18 protein-coding genes are annotated in these 16,472 nt (G+C 41.0%); 10 read left to right on the plus strand and 8 right to left on the minus strand.

Annotation, left to right across the window (positions count from 1 at the left end; all coding sequences use genetic code 11):
• Nucleotides 1-105: 105 nt before the first annotated feature.
• A complete protein-coding gene (locus ACSV5T_RS04785) occupies nucleotides 106-1,434 on the plus strand; it encodes an S-layer homology domain-containing protein (protein ID WP_105089582.1) in 1,329 nt (442 codons plus the stop codon).
• Between the two features lie 158 nt (nucleotides 1,435-1,592).
• Here the strand turns inward: ACSV5T_RS04785 and rbsB are convergent, their stop codons facing one another.
• The 8 genes from rbsB to ACSV5T_RS04825 all read right to left on the minus strand — a co-directional run bounded on the left by rbsB (nucleotide 1,593) and on the right by ACSV5T_RS04825 (nucleotide 8,242).
• The gene (gene rbsB, locus ACSV5T_RS04790) at nucleotides 1,593-2,495 is read right to left on the minus strand and encodes a ribose ABC transporter substrate-binding protein RbsB (protein WP_060919259.1); all 903 of its coding nucleotides are present in this window, start codon (nucleotides 2,493-2,495) and stop codon (nucleotides 1,593-1,595) included.
• A 9-nt stretch (nucleotides 2,496-2,504) separates the two neighbouring features.
• Nucleotides 2,505-3,440: an ABC transporter permease gene (locus tag ACSV5T_RS04795; RefSeq protein ID WP_105084216.1), complete on the minus strand. Its 936-nt coding sequence runs from the start codon at nucleotides 3,438-3,440 to the stop codon at nucleotides 2,505-2,507.
• Complete coding sequence (locus tag ACSV5T_RS04800) at nucleotides 3,440-4,921, minus strand: sugar ABC transporter ATP-binding protein (RefSeq protein ID WP_438320406.1); 1,482 nt, start codon at nucleotides 4,919-4,921, stop codon at nucleotides 3,440-3,442. Before ACSV5T_RS04800 ends, ACSV5T_RS04795 begins: the two co-directional genes overlap by 1 nt.
• Nucleotides 4,922-4,965: 44 nt before the next feature.
• Nucleotides 4,966-5,379, minus strand: coding sequence for a D-ribose pyranase (gene rbsD, locus ACSV5T_RS04805; RefSeq protein WP_303884191.1), 414 nt, complete (start codon nucleotides 5,377-5,379; stop codon nucleotides 4,966-4,968).
• A gap of 128 nt (nucleotides 5,380-5,507) precedes the next feature.
• Nucleotides 5,508-6,395 carry a ribokinase gene (gene rbsK, locus ACSV5T_RS04810; RefSeq protein WP_438320407.1) on the minus strand — a complete coding sequence of 296 codons (888 nt, stop codon included), beginning with the start codon at nucleotides 6,393-6,395 and terminating at the stop codon, nucleotides 5,508-5,510.
• 342 nt (nucleotides 6,396-6,737) lie between these two features.
• The gene (locus tag ACSV5T_RS04815) at nucleotides 6,738-7,064 is read right to left on the minus strand and encodes a type II toxin-antitoxin system RelE/ParE family toxin (protein WP_005387474.1); all 327 of its coding nucleotides are present in this window, start codon (nucleotides 7,062-7,064) and stop codon (nucleotides 6,738-6,740) included.
• 4 nt (nucleotides 7,065-7,068) lie between these two features.
• A complete protein-coding gene (locus ACSV5T_RS04820; protein ID WP_005387475.1) occupies nucleotides 7,069-7,350 on the minus strand; it encodes a type II toxin-antitoxin system Phd/YefM family antitoxin in 282 nt (93 codons plus the stop codon).
• Nucleotides 7,351-7,585: 235 nt separating this feature from the next.
• Complete coding sequence (locus ACSV5T_RS04825) at nucleotides 7,586-8,242, minus strand: NAD(P)H-binding protein (protein ID WP_005387476.1); 657 nt, start codon at nucleotides 8,240-8,242, stop codon at nucleotides 7,586-7,588.
• A 254-nt stretch (nucleotides 8,243-8,496) separates the two neighbouring features.
• On the opposite strand from ACSV5T_RS04825, the gene ACSV5T_RS04830 reads away from it, so the two are divergent.
• From ACSV5T_RS04830 to hisG, 9 genes are all read left to right on the plus strand, one after another.
• A complete protein-coding gene (locus ACSV5T_RS04830) occupies nucleotides 8,497-8,742 on the plus strand; it encodes a type II toxin-antitoxin system prevent-host-death family antitoxin (protein WP_285365368.1) in 246 nt (81 codons plus the stop codon).
• A gap of 2 nt (nucleotides 8,743-8,744) precedes the next feature.
• Nucleotides 8,745-9,065, plus strand: coding sequence for a type II toxin-antitoxin system RelE/ParE family toxin (locus tag ACSV5T_RS04835; RefSeq protein WP_295259755.1), 321 nt, complete (start codon nucleotides 8,745-8,747; stop codon nucleotides 9,063-9,065).
• 142 nt (nucleotides 9,066-9,207) lie between these two features.
• Nucleotides 9,208-10,809 (plus strand): energy-coupling factor ABC transporter ATP-binding protein, encoded by a 1,602-nt coding sequence (locus ACSV5T_RS04840; protein WP_438320408.1) that lies wholly within the window; start codon nucleotides 9,208-9,210, stop codon nucleotides 10,807-10,809.
• Nucleotides 10,802-11,614, plus strand: coding sequence for an energy-coupling factor ABC transporter ATP-binding protein (locus tag ACSV5T_RS04845; RefSeq protein ID WP_438320409.1), 813 nt, complete (start codon nucleotides 10,802-10,804; stop codon nucleotides 11,612-11,614). Before ACSV5T_RS04840 ends, ACSV5T_RS04845 begins: the two co-directional genes overlap by 8 nt.
• 9 nt (nucleotides 11,615-11,623) lie before the next feature.
• Nucleotides 11,624-12,292, plus strand: coding sequence for an energy-coupling factor transporter transmembrane component T (locus tag ACSV5T_RS04850; RefSeq protein WP_438320410.1), 669 nt, complete (start codon nucleotides 11,624-11,626; stop codon nucleotides 12,290-12,292).
• Nucleotides 12,293-12,627: 335 nt separating this feature from the next.
• Nucleotides 12,628-13,128: an N-acetyltransferase family protein gene (locus ACSV5T_RS04855; RefSeq protein WP_438320411.1), complete on the plus strand. Its 501-nt coding sequence runs from the start codon at nucleotides 12,628-12,630 to the stop codon at nucleotides 13,126-13,128.
• 84 nt (nucleotides 13,129-13,212) lie between these two features.
• Complete coding sequence (hisJ, locus tag ACSV5T_RS04860; RefSeq protein WP_438320412.1) at nucleotides 13,213-14,076, plus strand: histidinol-phosphatase HisJ; 864 nt, start codon at nucleotides 13,213-13,215, stop codon at nucleotides 14,074-14,076.
• A gap of 67 nt (nucleotides 14,077-14,143) precedes the next feature.
• Nucleotides 14,144-14,545, plus strand: a complete 402-nt coding sequence (locus ACSV5T_RS04865) for a hypothetical protein (protein ID WP_438320413.1) — start codon at nucleotides 14,144-14,146, stop codon at nucleotides 14,543-14,545.
• A 282-nt stretch (nucleotides 14,546-14,827) separates the two neighbouring features.
• Nucleotides 14,828-16,429 carry an ATP phosphoribosyltransferase gene (hisG, locus tag ACSV5T_RS04870; protein WP_316061997.1) on the plus strand — a complete coding sequence of 534 codons (1,602 nt, stop codon included), beginning with the start codon at nucleotides 14,828-14,830 and terminating at the stop codon, nucleotides 16,427-16,429.
• The last annotated feature ends 43 nt before the right edge of the window (nucleotides 16,430-16,472 follow it).

A 16,472-nucleotide genomic window follows, 5' to 3' on the forward strand; every position in this document is an offset into this window, starting at 1 on the left:
ATTTAGTTCTTGAGTACTATGTTATTTCGGTATGTACTTGAGTACATAAAATAAATTTAATATATGAGATATTGTGTGATATCTATATGAGAGAAGGTCTTTTTAATGAATAAAAAGTTGGTAGCAAGTTTAGTTTCCTGTATGGTATTAGGTTCTGTAAGTGTGTATGCAGCCAATCCATTTTCCGATGTAGATGCTTCTAGTTGGGCGTACCAATCTGTTGAGCAATTAGCGAATGCAGGGATTATTAATGGGTACCCTGATGGAACTTTCAAAGGGAACAATCCTATTACGCGATACGAAATGGCTCAAATGGTAGCTAAGGCGATGGCTAACCAAGATAAAGCCAATGCGGAACAACAAGCGATGATTAATCGTTTGGCCGATGAATTTGGAAATGAACTCAACACATTAGGTGTGCGAGTAGCCAAATTAGAAAATCAAGTAGGGAATGTAAAGGTGACTGGTAACTACCGTTTGCGTTACCGCGGCAGCGAGTTGAAAAATGATACCTATGCGTATGGTAAACATTCCTCCTTTGATTATCGTGCCCGTGTGATTTTTAATGCTAAGGTTAACGATAAAACTGATGCAGTCGTACGTATTCAAGGTTCTAGCGAATTCGGCAATAGCAATGCTACACAAGGTAAAATTAATCTTGCCTATGTAGATCATCATTTCGGTAAAGACACAACCTTGCGCGTAGGTCGTCAACTCTATACACCAGGCCTAGGCCTTATGTATGATGATCTCGTTGATGGTGCTCGCCTCATGTACAAACATGGCAAGCTCGATGTATCTGCTAGTTATGGTTACTGGTTGGGCGGTGCTCCTACTTACCAAACTAGAGAAAATACAGTTACTGCAGCTATGGTTGAAGTTAAGGGTAAACTTAATAAACATGTTACCCTTGGTGGTATGTATGGTCGTTTCCATGATGGTAAATTGTATCAAGGCCAAGATGTGGATGCGTTGACAGGCAAACAAGTTAAATCCTTTATTGATTCTCCATACAAAAATATTTGGGGCCTCAATACAAATATGAACTTTAACCGTTGGAATGTATTCGGCGAATGGCTTACAGCTCCAGGCGTTTCCGACTCTCATGCTTGGATGGCTAGTCTTGGCTATGGTAACTATGACATTAAGAAAGCTCATACTTATAGCGTACGCGGTCAATACTACTACCAAGAAGGGAACTCCCCAATCTTCAGTAGTGCCTTTGCGCCTGCGTATAGCTTCTACAATCAACATTATGTAGATAATAAGGGCGTAGCTCATGTACGCAATGGTTTCAAAGGCTTTGTAGCTAATGTAAACTATGTACCATTCCAAAACGTATCTATCGGTGCTTACTACGGCTTCGGTAATAAAGATATGGACGGTAATAAATTAGGCGATTACTGGCGTACAGATGTAAACTTCATGTTTTAATATATGTTGTTTTCATAACATCACTTTCTTTAAGAAAACACTATAAGAGTATATATTTTGGTTGATAAACGTTATATAGGATTAACTAAAATACATATAATAAAGACCCCGACATCAATTTGATGTCGGGGTTTTCTGTACCCAGTTTCTATTTACAATTATTTTGTAACAACTTTAAGATCTACAGGGATTTTAGCTTCTACAGCTTCGCCTTTGATAACTTTTTGAGCTGTATCGATAGCGATTTTACCCATTTGGTCTGGTTGTTGAGCAATTGTTGCAGCCAATGTGCCGTCTTTAACAGCTTTGTCTGCATCAGCAGTACCGTCAAAGCCTACGATGAAGATTGTTTTGCCTGCGGATTTAGCTGCTTGGATAGCGCCCAATGCCATTTCGTCGTTATGAGCAAAGATAGCTTGTACGTCAGGGTTAGCTTGCAAAATGTTTGTTGCTACGTTCAAACCTTTTGTACGGTCGAAGTCAGCACTTTGTTTTGCTACTACTGTTAAGTCTTTGTCAGCTACGTTGTGGAAACCTTGGCCACGTTCACGTGTTGCGGAAGCACCAGGGATACCTTCGATTTCAGCTACTTTTGCAGCTTTGCCTACTTTATCAACGATAAGTTGTGCAGCCATTTCGCCACCTTTTACGTTATCGGAAGCGATGTGAGCTACTACTTTGCCTTTGTCAGCAGAGCGGTCAACAGTGATTACAGGAATGTTTTTAGCATTTGCTGCTTCTACGGAAGTAGAGATAGCTGCAGAGTCTACAGGGTTGATAATCAATACAGAAACGCCACTTTCAAGTAAGTCGGAAATATCGTTTGCTTGTTTAGCTGGGTCGTTTTGAGCATCAACGATTTTAACTTTAAGACCAAGCGCTTTAGCTTGAGCCTCAACGCCTTCTTTCATAGTTACGAAGAATGGGTTGTTCAATGTGGAAACAGAGAAGCCGATAGTGCCGGATTTTTTGTCGCCGCCGTTATCAGCGCTTTTACCACAGCCTGCTACAAGACCGATAACCATGATAGCCATCGCCAACAGTAACAATAGTTTTTTCATAGGAACCTCCTAGGCTTTCTTGCGGTCTGCAAGAACCGCCAATAAAATGACAATACCTTTTACAACTTGTTGATAGAAACTGGAAACGTCGAGAATATTTAACCCGTTGTTGAGGGTACCGATAATGAGGGCACCAATTAATGTGCCGACGATATGACCACGACCGCCAGCAAGGCTTGTGCCACCAAGAACTACGGCTGCGATAGCGTCAAGTTCGTAGCCTGCACCTGCTGTAGGTTGTGCAGAGTTAAGACGAGATGTGATGATTGCACCAGCGATACCACAGAGCATACCTGTTAAGGCATACACGAAGATTTTAACGCGGTCAATCTTGATACCAGCAATGTAACTAACCTTTTCACTGCCACCTACGGCGTAGGTTTTACGGCCTAAGGATGTGCGGCTCAATACGAACCAGAGAACGATGAAAGCTAGGAACATTGTGATCGCTGGAACTGGAAGGCCTGCAATATCCCCTTGGCCAAAGCCGTGGAATAGAGGGTCTTGTGTAAGGCCAGAGATTGGGTTACCGTCTGTGAATACTAGCGTCGCACCACGGTAGATGGTCATGGTGGCCAAGGTAGCAATAAATGGAGCTACGCGGCCATAAGTAATAACGAGACCGTTAATACCGCCCAATACAAGGCCCGCACCTGCAGCTAATACGATAGCCAATACAGGGTCAGTACCAGTTACGATGAGGTTGGCCATCACTGCACTAGAGAGGGCAAGAATGGAACCAACGGATAAGTCGATACCGCCCGTTAAGATGACAAAAGTCATACCAAAGGCGATGATTGCATTGATGGATACTTGGCGCAACAAGTTACGCAAGTTAGAGAATTCAAGGAAACTGTCGTTCATGACAGAGATAATGATAAATAATAGGATGAGGCCGATGAGGGGGCCTAATTTTTTTACATATTGTAGAGCTTTGCTGTCCATTATTGTCCTCCTGTGGCTAATGTCATAATCGATTCTGGTGTTGCATCGCTGCGGTCCAAGATACCTGCTACGCGACCTTCATGAATGACCATAACGCGGTCGCTCATGCCCAGCACTTCGGGTAACTCAGAGGACACCATGATAATGGACACACCATCGTTCGTTAATTCGTTCATTAAATCATAAATATCACGTTTCGCACCGATGTCGATACCGCGTGTCGGTTCGTCCATGATGATAATGGATGGCTTTTTACCAACCCATTTCGCGATAACCACCTTTTGTTGGTTACCACCGGATAGGGACGATGCCGGTTCGTGAATAGATTGTGTTTTAACGCCTAGCTTTTTAGACAATTCGTCAGCAAAGGAATTGAGCTTGCCCTTATCCAATACATGAGATGGGCAAATTTCGCCCAGGTTTGGCAATGTAATATTGGAACCGATGGAGAAATCGAGGATCAAGCCTTCGCTCTTTCTATTTTCTGTGATGAAAGCAATGCCAGCTTTGATGGCATCTTCTGGTTTTTTACAGTTCAGAACGGAGCCGTTAACTGTTACGGTACCGCCATTATGTTTATCTACACCGAAGATAGCGCGCATGATTTCTGTACGGCCTGCACCCATAAGGCCTGCTACGCCGAGGATTTCGCCTTTGCGCAAGGAGAAGGAAATGTCGTTGTCGAAACCTTCTGGTTTGAGGTTATCTACGCTCATCACAACCTCGCCTGGTGTTGTGGTGCGAGCAGGGTAGAACTCGTCAATAGAACGGCCTACCATGTGGCGTACTACTTCGTCTACAGAAATCTCAGCAGTTGGTTTTGTAATGATGGTGTGACCATCGCGCATAACTGTGATCGTATCGCATTCGCTAAATACCTCTTCCATACGGTGAGAGATATATACGATGGCAACGCCGCGGGCTTTCATTTTACGCATCATGTTAAACAATGTCGCCGTTTCACGCTCTGTGAGGGCTGCTGTTGGTTCGTCCATGATGACAACCTTTGCATCTAACATCAAGATGCGAAGGATTTCCGTCATTTGTTGATGACCAACGGAGCAAAGGCCTGCCTCAGTTGTGAGTGGTAATTCGATGCCTAGTTCGCGGCATGTATTTTCTGCCTCAGTGAGCATCGCTTTTTTATCGAGCATACCAAATTTGTTGCGCTTTGGTCTCATTAAATATAGATTTTCTAACAATGTTAGATTTGGCCAAATGTTGAGCTCTTGGTGGATAAAAGCCACACCATTTAACTCGGCCTCTCTCGGGTTCGGGAAGGTGCGCTCTACGCCATCGATGGTGATTGTACCAGCATCTGCCTTGTGAATACCAGTGAGGATATTCATGAGGGTAGACTTGCCGGCGCCGTTTTCGCCCATCAAGGCGTGAACCTCGCCCTCCTTGAGGGTAATACTTACATCGCGCAGTACTTGGTTCGTACCAAATGCCTTTGCAATGCCTGACATAACAATTTCCATAACTACTCCTATATGATTGGTGAAAGTATCTCTAATCTATTGCTCTACGGACGATTGCTGAAAATACAATCGGCGCGCAAGATAATGTTTGCATACGGAGATGCTTCACCAGTTCGAATAATGCATTTGCATTGTTTTGTGGCTTCTTTGAATGCCTCATGGCTTGTTTCAATCCATTCGTATTGATCGGATGGGAAGGTAGACTCCAAGAAGTCATAAGCCTTAGGATTATTTTCTTTAATTTCTGTTGCCACATGAACTGCTTCGGATTTCATATGCTTAGCGATGATGGATACTACTTGCTCAAAGCTTGGTACACCGAAATCTAAAGCTAAGTCGATTTTTTGAACCCCTTCAGGTACTGGTAGACCACAGTCTGAGATACAAATTGTATCTGTGTGACCAAGATCGGCAAGCACCTTAGCGATATGGCTATTTAAAATGCCGTGTCGTTGCATGGTAAACTCCTTTTATATTTTGATGGCTGAGGTTTAACACCTCAGTCATTAACTCTCTTTTTTAATAGAGGGCAGATACATTCGTTGTATGAGAATGTATAACTTGTATTGAAATGTTTATTCAATAGTTAATTCTCTTCTAAGAATGCAGCAACCTCGTCCTTTGTAGGCATGCCGCCTTGGGCACCTAAGCGTTGGATGGAGAGGGCTGCGGCCGCGTTGCCGTAGTGCAATGCATCGGCTAAGCTTTTACCATTAACGATAGCTGTTGCAAAGGCACCGTTGAAGGTATCGCCTGCGCCAGTAGTATCTACTGGTTCAACCTTGAAGCCAGATACGGTATGGATTTCGCCATTATCTGCATAACCTACGCCCTTGCTACCAAGGGTAACGATGATTTTATTTTCGTTAGCTAGCAATGTTTCCTTCGTGGATTGGTTAGGGTAGAGGGCAGATAATTCATGCTCATTTGGCGTAATATAGGTTGCCAATTCTAACCACTCTGGATTGAGGTCAGCCGCTGGAGCTGGATTTAAGAGGACTTTTACATTGGCCTCGTGACAACGACGAACGATGTATTCGATTGTGGGAATAGGAATTTCGTTTTGCACCATTACGAGATCTGCTTGCTCGATAGCAGACCAAGCGTTATCTACTACGCTTTTGTCGACCTTAGCATTAGCGCCTGCAATTACGATGATGCTGTTATCGCCTTCAGCTAATGTAATATGGGCTGTACCCGTTGTAGTATTCGGTACGGTAACGATGTAATCTGTATTGATGAAATTTTCTCTTAGATTATCTAAAATCATTTTGCCGTATGCATCTTCGCCGATGCAACCAACCATAGTAACCTCTGCACCGAGACGAGCAGCAGCTACCGCTTGGTTTGCACCTTTACCGCCATGTGCGATGTGCAATTCGTTGCCCATGATTGTTTCGCCTGCCGCCGGACGTTTATCCGCGAGCACTACAATATCCATGTTGCAACTACCAATAACAACAATGCGATTCATAATAACTCCTTAATCAGCCTCAGCCCTAAGTGGGGCTAAAAATGGATATCGTTAATTTTTATACATAAATTTCTCGATATTTTATGCGGAGAAATGTATATATAAATGGTATCGATAACCGCATAGGCGTTTACTTTCACATATCTATTAGTATAACTTAATCATTTATTAGTATAGCCTAAATACAAAAGTTTATCTATATAAATAACTATAAAATATGGGAATAAGAAAAGGTATATCCAAAATCTATATTACATGAGTAAAAATGTACTGATTAGATTTTGGATATACCTATTTGAATGGTTATTTTGTTATTGAAAAAGTATTGAATAAGGTGAAACGTTATAATCCATTTAGTATATTTACATAATCTTGTCGTTGATCAAGTATAGAGATTAAATAAATTGTTTTTGTTTCCTCTACAACTGTGTAGAAAATGATAAGTTTTTCTAAAATTAACATTCGAAAGTCGCTGTCATTAAGTGCTCTAATTTTAGGTTTAGCCCCCATATATGGATGGTTCATAAGATTTGAAATCGAATTTTGAATATTTTCTTTGACTTGTATAGCTGTTTCTTTTGAAAACTGCATAGCTATATAAAGTATTTGCTGATGTAGCTCTTTATTGAACTTTTCCGTAGGAATGATTGTGTAGGTTTGGGTTTTCATAGAGTTACCCCATTTGATCTAGCATTTTATCAATACTGCTGAAGGTTTCATCAAGTGTAGTGGTGCGACCTTGAATGATATCGTTTTGCCCTTCTACAAGAGAGGATAGTAATTCTATTTTTGACTTTAACATATTATATGTATTATAGCCGAGACTTACGGTATCTCCACGACCATTTACAGTAATAATGGCAGCCTCATCTTTAAGTTGTAAGGATTTAGAAATTTCAGGATACTTATTTCGTAAATCAGAGGATGGACGAATTGTTTCGCGTAATATTCCCATAGTTATCTCCTTATAGTTTTAAAAGTATTAGTTCATTATTTATATACTGTAATTATATCATTTAAACGATATAATTACAGTATATAAATATATATGAGATATTTAATTCAAATAGGGTTAACTAGATACTTTAATCATAAAATGATATATAAAAAGACCATCTTCAAGCGAATTGAAGATAGTCTTGTATTGGTATATAGTATTTTCTCTTTTTTACTAAATATTCATATATATATTAGTGAAAGCTTGGTTTGTCGTAGTGTGTGCCTGGTTCGCCAATACCGATGCTTGCACGGTGGAATGGTGTTTCATCATCTACATGTAAGATGTCGAAGATAGCTTTTACTACAGCTTCTCGTGTAACTTGGGCATCGTTAAATTGAACGCCTTCAGGAATGAGCTCATAATTTGTATTTTCTGGATCATTGTAGAGCCATGTGAGGCGCAAGATTGTGTAGTTTAAGTTGGATTCGCGCAACACATTGCGTGCTTGACGTTCGCCTTGTACATAGCTAATAGGCAAGCTGTCGAAGGTCCATTTTTCAAGTGCTGCAGGGAATTCGCCAGAAAGACCAGCCATAGAAAGACCGATAACACGGCGTACGTTTTTACGGCTCAATGCTTTCACAATAGCCGCCATATCGCTGCCAGACTCCATAGCGCCTACAAATACGATCTCTGCATTTGTTACCGCTTCCTCTAATTTAGCAGGATTTTGGAAAGAACCCTCGATGACAGTAACGCGTTCATGTTCTAAAATTTCTGGATGTAAACGAGTACTCAATTGGCGACCATATAATGTAAGGTGCATATCTGTATATGTTAATAATGTAGCAGTCAACTTTTGTGCAATTTGGCCAGCGGCCCCTAAAATTGTAATATATTTGTACATATAGACCTCCTATGTCCTAGGCATAAGTATTTGTATGCATTATATCACAACTATATGACGAGAAAGTGAGAATAACAATTTAATTAATAGCTAGAATTTCTTTTGTTGTTATAAGATACTCAAATCGATTTCTTCAAATTTTAGAGATGCGCTGTAAAATTTGATGTTGAATTTACATGATAATTTAACTACAATAATGATAAGATATTAGAAAGATGAGTGTTATATCACTAAAGTATTCTGGAGGTGATAGTATGCCGAATATAAAACCTATTTCAGATTTACGTAATTATTCTGAAGTTTTACGTGATGTTACTATAGATAGTCCCGTATTCTTAACTAAAAATGGTAGAGGTAGATATGCAATTATGGATATTCAAGATTATGAACGTGTAATGGCTACTATAAAACTTATGGGGGCTTTAGAGACAGGTCGTAAATCTGGTGAAGAAGAAGGCTGGATTTCATCAGAGCAACTAAAGAGTGAATTGGGGATTTAATTATGAATAATCAAATTAGCTATGCACCAAAAGCACGAGAAGATTTGCTAGAAATAAAATCTTTTATAGAAGAAGAAACCGGTGATATTGAGTTAGCTAAGAAAACCGTTTCGGATATAGTGACTACGAATGACTCGTTGAGTATATTTCCAGAAATGGGGCAGCGATTATTGATTAATCTAGGAAGTAAAATTGAATACAGATATTTACTTTGTCATAATTATTTAAGTTTTTACCGTTATTTAGACCGAACTATCTATATTGATAGAATATTAAACAGTAGACGGGATTATCTTAGAATATTATTAGATGAAGTACATTAGTTATTAAAAGCACTATCGTTAATAGATGGTGCTTTTTATCATATGATAAACATACTATCTATAATAGTATCTTGCCTTTCACAAATCTCTGAAGAATGTTACAATAGACACTATATATTCATTTTTAGAAAAGAGGCTATTTATGGAACGGATTCAAGATCTTGTGTACACGCATGTGCAGGGTGGCCAGTTTAGATGGGTTACTGTCAGCACATTGATGCTCGCATTGGGCACGATATTGCATTTGGTGAGCCCTAGTGTGGCTGGGGTAACGCCGAACTGGACAATTGCTACGTACTGCGTAGCTATTTTATTGACACGTCCTAGTTTGAGCCAAACATTGGGGATTGGCCTTGTAGCGGCCCTCATTAACGTATTGACATCTAAGTCAGCATTCCCTTACGGCAACTTGTTGTCTGAACCAGGTGGTGCTTTGACCGCAGCTCTCGTGACGCGCGCTATGTTGTCCGTGAAGTTCCGTAAAATCGGTGGCTTTGATTTAACGCCAATCCTATCTGGCTTCTTAGCGACTGTTGTATCTGGCGGTATCTTCGTTACCATCTTGTGGAAAGTATTGGACTTACCAGACAATGTATATATGTATGGTATGTGGCCGATGGTTCTTATCGTAGGCGCTTTGAATGGTGCCATTACACCAATCTTGTACATTCCGGCGCAACGTCTATTCTCTAAACGCGGCATGTTGCCAAGTACAGATCAATTGACGTCTGACCATAGTCATATGACGATCTTGCCTGAGCGCCAAGCTAAAATTTCCATTGAACACGTAAATTACTACCATCCTAAGGCGACTACACCATCTCTTGAAAACATCAATCTCGATGTACATGATGGTGACTTCCTCGTTGTGACTGGTCCTGCCGGTTGTGGTAAAAGTACCCTTTGCATGGCTATGGTAGGGGCTGTACCTAAATTCTACGGCGGCCGCCTTGAAGGCATGGTGTTCGTAGATGGTAAAGCGACTACGCAAATGGAAATTCCAGAGTTAGCGAACCATATCGGTGTGGTTCTCGCCGATTACGACACTCAACTCGTAACGATGACAGTTCGTGAAGAAGTGGCCTTTGCCATGGAAAATCGCGGTTATGACCGTGAAACCATTAAAGCACGTTCTGAAGAGGTGTTTGCACAAGTTGGTCTTATCGGCTTAGAAGATCGCAAAATTACTAGTCTATCCGGTGGTCAACGCCAACGTTTGGCGATTGCTTCCGTATTGGCTACGAACCCAACTGTTCTTGTTCTTGATGAACCAACGAGCTCCCTCGACCCAGATGGGACTGCCGAATTATATCGCCTCGTAGGTGATTTGAACAAGAAACACGGTATTACCGTTGTCGTTATCGATCATGACTTACACGCAGTATTGCCATATGCAAACCGCATGGCTCTCATGGTGGATGGCTCTATTGCATGTGATGACGATGTACCAACTACGCTTCGTTACATGTACGAACACAATATTCACGTTGATGCGTTGCCATCTGTGTTCACTACGTATATGGAACTTGAACAAGCGGGCTTCCACAGCGATGAGCCTTGGCTTAGCATCGAGTCTGCTATCAAGGGCTTGCACCAAATTGAAATGGCTCACGCCATTCAAACTGAGGTGCATGGTGAAAGTAACTCTGCCAATAACCAAACAAATACTACTGTAGTAGAAGATAGAAAACCGATTCAACGCGTTGATGATGTACAAGGAAAGGACGGTGGCGCTCATGCTTAAGGTTGAAAATATCCGCTTTGGCTATGTGCCATCCGTAGACATCTTCCGTGATGTGACTTTCACCATCGAAGGGGGCGAATATATTGCCATCGGCGGTCGCAATGGTTGTGGTAAAACGACTATCACTCGTTTGCTCGTTGGTCTTGAAAAGGCTAGCGAAGGCCGCATGTACTATAATGGTACGGATATTACGTCTATGCCGCCATCTAAACGTGGTCAATTTATTGGTTATGTATTCCAACAACCAGATCGCCAAATGTTCAGACCAACAGTAGCCACAGAGGTTGCTTTCGGTCCTGAATCACTAGGTCGCAGTAAATCCGAAGTGAAACGCATCGTTGATGAAGTGTTGGAACGTACAGGTATCGCTCACTTACGTGAAGCCTATCCTCCAACATTGCGCCGCGGTGAAAAGCAACGCGTTGCTATCGCTTCTGCACTAGCAATGCAATCTAAAATCCTCATCCTCGACGAACCAACAAGTGGTCAAGATGGTAAGGAAACTAAAGAGTTGTTAGCACTATTGCGTCAACTTAATCAAGAGGGCATTACGATCCTTCTCATTACACATGATATGGAAATCATGGCTAGCAAATGTAGCCGTGCACTCATCATGGGTAACCAAACCGTTGCCTTTGATGGTTCTCCAGAAGAATTATTCAAGAAATCTACGGATGAATTGCAAGACTTAGGCCTTACAAAACCGCCAAGTGTGGAACTTTCACTAGCGGTGCCATCCCTAGGCTATTGCAAATCCATGGATGAATTGAAATCTAAGTTAGTGGCTCAGTTGGGCAGAAAATAGGAGGGACATATGGAACGTTTAGTACCGTTAACAAAAATCTTGATGACCCTCGCTGTATCCGTGTGGGCCATTCTATTACGCGACTGGGTATCTCTATTGGCCTTAGTCGTTGTAGAACTTGTCGTGTTATTTGTTGCAGGTTTATTGATCAAACAACGTAAGGCCGTAATGGCATTGACTAGTTTTGCCGTATTCCTTGGCATCATTCAATTCCTCGGCAGTGGCGATATAACATCTGCTATCGTATCCGGCTTGCGTATGCTTGCCATGACACTTGTGTTTATCTGTCTATTGGCAACTACAAAATTGCAAGACCTTACAGCAGCGCTCGTAACACAATGCAAAATTCCTTATGAATATGCATTTATGTTCACGGCAGCACTTCGCTTTGTGCCTGACTTCATTGCTGAAAGCCATGCTGTACAAGAGGCACAAGCGTGCCGTGGGCTATCCTTAGAAGGCAACTTCATTAAACGCATCAAATCCTATGCATCTGTTATTCAACCATTGCTCTTAAAATCCTTGGGCCGCTCCGAAACAATGGCGCTCTCTCTAGAACTACGTGGCTTTGGTGGTCCAACACATAGCTTTGCTGCATCTGTGGGATTGAAAACTATGGACTACGCTGTAATTGGTGCATTGATTGCTATTACTGTACTACTATTCGTAATTGTGTAATAGATAAACTAGACAGATTCATAGAGTTAATTGTGTTATAATTAACTTGAAGAGTATGGGGTGCCTCAATTGGTACACCTGAAAAGACACCTAGAAAGGGCGAAATTTCTTGGTGTCTTTTGATTATCTTTTAAAAATCTGTTTATGGTATACTATTGATAGGTAGTAAAGCGTACAAAATTATCTACAATATAACAGAAAAGGACGAGTTGCAACTCGTCCTTTTTCTTGCGTGTTAGCGTTATTTTTATATATTATGTTATATAGATATAATATAGAAATAATTTTAGTTTCGGATACCGGATTTTGGATACCAACAATTTTGAGGAATTCTTATGAGTGAATTAGCAATACGACCAATTACAAAGGATGATATAGCATCTTGTTTAGATATTTACAATTACGAGGTTGTGAACGGTGTAGCCACCCTTGATCTTGAGCCCCGTACGTTGCCAGAGTGGCAGGAGTGGTATGAGGCACATCAAACTTCTGAGCACTGCATTTTTGTAGGCCTTATAGATGATGTAGTTGTAGGTTATGCATCGCTTTCACCATATAGAACAAAGGATGCTTTCAAAAGTACCGTCGAATTATCTATTTACATCCACGAAGATTATAGAGGTAAGGGCGTGGCATCTAAGTTGATGGCTCATATTTTAGACCACGCAAAAGAAACGGAAACATTACATACTGTAGTGTCTGTTATTACGGCGGGAAATGCGACAAGTACAGCATTGCATGAACGGTTTGGATTCACCTACTGTGGTCTAACACCGCAAGTTGGTTTCAAACATGGTAAATATCAGGATACCGAAACATACGCATTATTGGTATAATAAAACGTAGATATTAAATTACAGACTAAATGTACAGATGATAGATAAGGGTTCGCTACGGGTTAGGGCGAATAGGGTGATTGAATGAACATGAAAGATGAACGGCAGTTCGTTGGGTACAGTAAGTATCGCAGCCGACTTGTGGACGGTCATGTACATACAGAATTGTGTCCCCATGGTAGTGGGGACCGCACTGCAATGATGATCGAAAAGGCTATTGAGTTGCGCATTGAAAAGGTGTGCCTCACTGAACATGCACCATTGCCAAAGGCTTTTGCTGTTGAATACGGCGGTGACCAAAAGGCTTATGACACAGCGTCTTTGAAATTGAATCAAGTAGATTCCTATCTAGAATTAGGCCGTCAATTGCAACGTGCTTATGGCACTCATATCGACATCTCCCTTGGCTTTGAAGTGGATTACATTCCAGGCTTTGAGACGGATATTCAAGAGTTCCTCGATCGTTATGGTCCGTTGACGGATGATAATATTTTATCTGTTCACTTTATGGAAGGTGTGAATAATGCCTTTTATTGCTTAGACTACAGCCCTGAAGAATTTGAGCGTGGCTTTGGTCCGTGGATTCAAAAGCAATATGAGTTATATTACAAATATTACTCCACCGTACGCCAAGCCGTACGTGCTGACCTCGGTGAATATACGCCAAAACGAATTGGTCACTTTGATTTAATTAAGAAATACCAACACCACTTTGGCTTTGAGCGTCACTTGGATCGCCGCAATGCACAGGTGGTAAGCGATATCTTACATATTATGCGCGTACAAGGGCGCGAACTAGACTACAACATGAGTGGCTTCTTTAAACCAGACTGCCGTGAAATGTATCCAAGCCGCTTTATCCAAGGCATGGCTGCTGTTATTGGCGTGCCATTTGTATTGGGCTCTGATGCACATAGCATAGCAGATATAGAACGTATCTGGGGATAGATTGATGAGAAAATTGTTGTTTGGGATTATTATTCTGATTACTCTAATAGCAGCTTTTATAGCTTATATGTTTTATCATGAACCATCATCAGGTGAGCTAGTTGGGCGCAGTGTAGCTTTAGAATTTGGGCCTAAACATGAGTTACATATTAGCAAATTGGGTAGTCAATTTATTGCATCTGATACTAGTTTTTCTAACTCTAAGTTTCCATATCCTTTTGATGCCTATGTAGTGAAAAATAAGGGTGAAAGCTCGTATTTATACTTATTATGTAAGGATAATATGATTGTCTTTGATAGTAATATGAATTGTATTCTATTCTTCTCCAAACAAAATCAAGAGTCTAAAGCTTTATTAGATCATGTTCGGAAGTATTATCATTTTGATGAAAGCAAAACGAAGTATAAGATTGAAGACTTAGATGAAGTTGATAAGTCTATATATCTATCGTTACAACGGCAAAACTGATCTTTAATTACATGTATTTAACTATAATCTATAAGCGGATATAAGCTATAGCCGTGTTATCTTTATATTAATAACGTGAAATCATAACGGTTCTATTGACAATTCTATAGAACCGTTATATTATAATTTCATACTTTAACTAGATAAAGCGATAAAATAGAAAAGTATCGATATAGGTAAATTTTTTCTCATAGATAAATGAAAGCCATTTAACTCGTTTGAAACTGATTATATGATGCTTTCACAGACATGAGAAATGAAATGATAGAAAGGATGTTTACGATGGTACAGCAGCAATTACCTACGGGGTTCCGTGATGATATAGGGGCCGTAGCAGAGCGCAAGGATGATGTAAGCCAATATGTGCTCGGTCTATGTCGTAGCTGTCAATACACCAAGATCTCTACGCCTCTTGTGGAGTACAAGGATGTATTTAATGGCTATGCCATGGGGCGCGGTCAGCATATGTATGAGTTCATGGATAGTTCTGATGAGTCCGTTGTAATTCGTCCTGATTTGACCATGCCAATCGGTCGTTTTTTGGCCACCACAAATATTGAATTGCCTCGCACGTTCTACTACTTAGGCGATGTGTTCATGAAAAATAAAAAGCACCGTGGTGATGTGAACCAAGTAACGCAAGGTGGCATCGAGATGGTTGGCTATGAAGGTATTGAAGCCGAGCAAGAGTGCTTCGCCATCATTAAAGAGGTAAATGAAACGCAACTTGGTAATAATTTGCTATTAGAAATTGGGGATGCTCGTTTCTCTCGCGCTATCACCGATGCGCTAGGCCTTAGTGATGAGGAACGAACAGAGCTATTAGACGCTTTGTTTACTAAATATTTACCTCGTTACAACGAGTTGATTTCCGACTTTAAAAATAGTGCGTTATATCCATTCTTAACTGTATGGCCTCGCTTGTTTGGCACGGTCCGAGATATTAAAGATGAGCTCAACCAAATCATCTTGCCAGCAGCGGCGCAACGCATTTTAGACAATCTCGTCGATATGGCTAACCAAGTGGCTCAAACAGGCCAACAGGTTCGTATCGACGTGTCTACAGAACCGCTTCAATCTTATTACACAGGCCTCACCTTTAGAGGCTACGTGGATGGCGTATCTCAATACATCGTCAGCGGCGGCCGTTATGATGGCTTGCTCTCTAGCTTTGATGGTACGCCGATGCCTGCGGTGGGAATGGCTTTTAATATTGATGTGTTGACAGATGTTACCTTGAATGGTGAAAGCAACAATCAAGATAATGGCAAATTGCGTATAGCTCTTACAAAGGGCCGTGTCGAGAAGGATTTCATTCCTCTCTTGGAATCATGCGGTATCGATTGTGAGCCGTTGCGCAACAAGGCGCGTAAGCTCATCATTCCGTTGGGCGATGCTATAGAGGTTATCCTCGCTAAAGGTCCTGACGTAACAACATATTTGAAGAATGGCGTTGTAGACCTCGGCATCGTTGGTAGTGATGTACTAGACGAACAAGATGATACAAGCTATGAAATGCTAGATTTACAAACTGGTAAATGCCAATTTATCTTGGCCTCTTTGGAAGGCTATGATCCTAAAGAAGGTCGCCGCCAACGTATTGGTACAAAGTATCCAACCATTACAAAACAGTACTTTGGTGCTCAAGATGTGGAAATCATCAAAATTGAAGGCTCTGTTGAGTTGGCGCCTCTAGTAGGTCTCGCTGATGCCATCGTAGATATTACAGAAACGGGCACAACATTGCGTGAAAACAACTTAGAAATCTTTGACTGGTTACAAAAGATTTCTACTCGCTTAGTAGCTAATCCATTGGCATTAAAACAAAAGCGTAATACCATTTTCAAACTTATAGACCAGCTTTCAGAAGCCATTAATAAATAAGAGATAGAACTAATAGTGCGAATAGCATATAGGAAGAAGGACA

The sequence above is a fragment of the Veillonella sp. ZSJB6 genome, assembly GCF_051549505.1.
In the GTDB taxonomy this organism is placed as follows: domain Bacteria; phylum Bacillota; class Negativicutes; order Veillonellales; family Veillonellaceae; genus Veillonella.